The organism is Pseudomonas tehranensis (assembly GCF_014268615.1).
Taxonomy (GTDB): domain Bacteria; phylum Pseudomonadota; class Gammaproteobacteria; order Pseudomonadales; family Pseudomonadaceae; genus Aquipseudomonas; species Aquipseudomonas tehranensis.
The window spans coordinates 1-3063 of the sequence record NZ_JABWQV010000389.1; the positions used below are offsets into that span (position 1 = coordinate 1).

The 3063-nt window shown below is 61.1% G+C and carries 3 protein-coding genes; 2 read left to right on the forward strand and 1 reads right to left on the reverse strand.

Features of this window, described 5'->3' with window-relative positions; genetic code table 11:
* Window positions 1-41 precede the first annotated feature (41 nt).
* On the reverse strand, window positions 42-1316 hold the full coding sequence (locus tag HU811_RS26210) for an Hsp70 family protein (protein WP_092395826.1): 1275 nt from the start codon (window positions 1314-1316) through the stop codon (window positions 42-44).
* Window positions 1317-1613: 297 nt separating this feature from the next.
* Between HU811_RS26210 and HU811_RS26215 the strand changes: the two genes are divergently transcribed.
* The gene (locus tag HU811_RS26215; protein WP_186658969.1) at window positions 1614-2552 is read left to right on the forward strand and encodes a DnaJ C-terminal domain-containing protein; all 939 of its coding nucleotides are present in this window, start codon (window positions 1614-1616) and stop codon (window positions 2550-2552) included.
* A gap of 145 nt (window positions 2553-2697) precedes the next feature.
* Complete coding sequence (locus tag HU811_RS26220) at window positions 2698-2997, forward strand: chaperone modulator CbpM (RefSeq protein WP_092395830.1); 300 nt, start codon at window positions 2698-2700, stop codon at window positions 2995-2997.
* Window positions 2998-3063 lie beyond the last annotated feature (66 nt).

A 3063-nucleotide genomic window follows, 5' to 3' on the forward strand; every position in this document is an offset into this window, starting at 1 on the left:
GGGAGCGGGCTTGCTCGCGAAGGCCGCGCCTCGGTCTTGAATCAGACCTGAGTGCCGTAGCGCTTCATCGCCTCGATCGCCAATCCGCTGCCGATGCTGCCGAAGATGTTGCCTTCCACATGCCGGGCCAGGGGGAGCATGGCCGAGACGCTGTTGCGCAGTGCCGGGATGCCGCTGGAGCCGCCGGTAAAGAACACCGTGTCCACCTGATCGACGCGTACGTTGGCATCGCCCAGCAATTGCGTGACGCTGCCGCGCACCCGCTCCAGCAGGCCGTCGATGGCCGATTCAAACAACTCCCGGCTCAGGTCCACGCTCAGGCCCGCCTCGATCCGGTCCAGGGCCACATGGCGCTGGTCGGTGTGGGTCAGCTGGATCTTGGTTTCTTCCACTTCCATCGCCAGCCAGTGCCCGGCGCGCTGGTCGATCAGCTTGAACAACCGGTCGATGCCCCCGGTGTCTTCGATGTCGTAACGCATGCTGGCCAGGGCCAGGGTGGATTTTTGTGAGTACACGCCGTTGATGGTGTGCCAGGTTGCCAGGTTCATGTGGTGGCTGGTGGGCATGTAGGCGCCGCTTTTCATGCGGCTGCCGTAGCCGAACAGCGGCATCAGGCCGGCCAGCGAGAGCTGCTTGTCGAAATCGGTCCCGCCGATGTGTACGCCGCCGGTGGCGAGGATATCCGCGTGGCGGTTGTCGTGGGTGCGGCGTTCGGGCGACAGGCGCACCAGCGAGAAGTCCGACGTACCACCACCGATGTCGACGATCAGCACCAGCTCCTCTTTCTCGATGGTCGATTCATAATCGAAGGCCGCCGCGATGGGCTCATACTGGAACGAGACTTCCTTGAAACCGATGGCGCGGGCCACGTCCACCAGGGTGTTTTCCGCTTCCTGATCGGCCATTTCATCGTCGTCGACGAAAAACACCGGGCGACCCAGTACCACTTCTTCGAATTCCCGACCGGCGGTGGCCTCGGCGCGCTTCTTCAACTGGCCGATGAACAGCCCCAGCAGGTCTTTGAAGGGCATGGCCGTGCCCAGCACGCTGGTGTCGTGCTTGATCAGCTTGGAGCCCAGCAGGCTCTTGAGCGAGCGCATCAGCCGACCTTCGTAGCCTTCCAGGTACTCGTGCAGGGCCAGGCGGCCATACACCGGGCGGCGTTCCTCGAGATTGAAAAAGACCACCGAGGGCAGGGTGATCTTGTCGTCCTCCAGCGCAATCAGCGTTTCCATGCCGGGGCGCAGCCAGCCGACAGTGGAGTTGGACGTGCCGAAGTCGATGCCGCAGGCACGGGCCGGAGATGCGTTTTTCATGTCTTTCGGGTTCCAGTTGAAAAAACGGCCGCGCAGTGTATGTCAGTGCGGCCCGGATTCGAAGGCCGGTTATCTGCTAATTCGCAATCACTGGCCTTGAAAGACGCCCCGACACCCCCAAACTTGCTGGCATGAGCCTGGTAGCCACAGGGCGGGTACAAGAACCGCCACCGGCTGCCGATAAACTTCTGAAGCGTCGCCCGGTCACAAACCTTGAGATCGGTCAAACCCCAGGACTTGTATCACGAGCATGCTGCGGGTGGTGGCGCGATATCGATAACGGATGGTGATCCTTCGATGGACTTCAAAGACTATTACAAGATTCTGGGTGTGGAGCCGACGGCTGATGACGCCACGATCAAGGCTGCTTATCGCAAACTGGCCCGCAAATACCACCCGGATGTGAGTAAGGAAAAGGATGCCGAGACCAAATTCAAGGACGTCTCCGAAGCCTATGAAGCGCTGAAAAGCGCCGACAAACGCGCCGAGTACGATGACCTGCGTCGCTATGGCCAGCACGGCCAGCCTTTCCAGGGGCCGCCGGGCTGGCAGAGCCGTGGTGGGTTTGGCGGTCAGGACACAGGGGATTTCTCGGACTTCTTCAGTTCGATTTTCGGTAATCGCGGGCCGGGCTTCGGTGGCGGACAGTCAGGTCGCAGCGCCGGCCGTCGAGGGCAAGACGTGGAAATGGAATTACCGATTTTTCTGGAAGAAACGCTGTCGAGCGAGTCGAAAAAAGTCAGCTTCCAGGTGCCGCAGTACAACGCCGCCGGCCAGCATGTGAGCAACACCAGCAAAAGCCTGAACGTGAAGATTCCGCTGGGGGTGACCGACGGCGAACGCATCCGCCTTAAGGGCCAGGGGGCGCCGGGTGTCGGCGGTGGTGCCAATGGTGATTTGTACCTGACCATTCGCTTCGCTCCGCACCCCAAGTTCGACGTCGAAGGCCAGGATCTGATCATCACCTTGCCCCTGGCACCGTGGGAATTGGCGCTGGGCACTGAAGTGGCGGTGCCGACCCTCACCGGCAAGATCAACCTCAAGGTTCCGGCCGGCAGCCAGAACGGCCAGCGCATGCGCGCCAAAGGCCACGGTTTGCGTAACAAAGCGGGCGAGCGCGGCTACCTGTTCGTGCAGCTCAAGGCGGTGATGCCCAAGAGCAGCGACGAGGCGGTCAAGGCGTTGTGGGCGGAGCTGGCGAAGAAGGCCGCGTTCGATCCGCGGGAGAATTTCTAACGGCTGCGGTGTTCGCACCGCACCTGTAGGCGCTGTCGAGTGAAACGAGGCTGCGATCTTTTCGGTTTTCGTTCAAGATCGAAAGATCGCAGCCTCGTTTCACTCGTCAGCTCCTACACAGTTAAAGCATTGGGAGAAGCAGACTATGAACAACCCGATCATTGAACTGAACCTGCTGGAATTCTGTGAGGCCGCTGCATTGGCGGACGTCCATGTGATTGAAATCGTCGAGCACGGCATCCTCGAACCCCATGGCGCAGCACCGGCAGATTGGCGTTTCACCGATTACGAACTGGTCCTGGCCCGCCGTGCGGCCAAGCTACGGCGCGAACTGGAGCTGGAATGGGAAGGCGTCGCCCTGGCACTGGACCTGCTGGAAGAAGTACAGCAACTGCGCAACGAAAACCGCATGCTCAAGCAGCGGTTGGGGCGGTTGGTGGAGTGATGCGAGGCAACAGCCTACGCTATAGGTGAGGCGGGCACCCGTGGCGAGGGAGCTTGCTCCCGCTCG

Bases quoted from the DNA above. Each gene is read 5' to 3' on its own strand.
- HU811_RS26210 (WP_092395826.1), bottom strand. From the start codon at position 1,316: ATGAAAAACGCATCTCCGGCCCGTGCCTGCGGCATCGACTTCGGCACG.
- HU811_RS26215 (WP_186658969.1), top strand. From the start codon at position 1,614: ATGGACTTCAAAGACTATTACAAGATTCTGGGTGTGGAGCCGACGGCT.
- HU811_RS26220 (WP_092395830.1), top strand. From the start codon at position 2,698: ATGAACAACCCGATCATTGAACTGAACCTGCTGGAATTCTGTGAGGCC.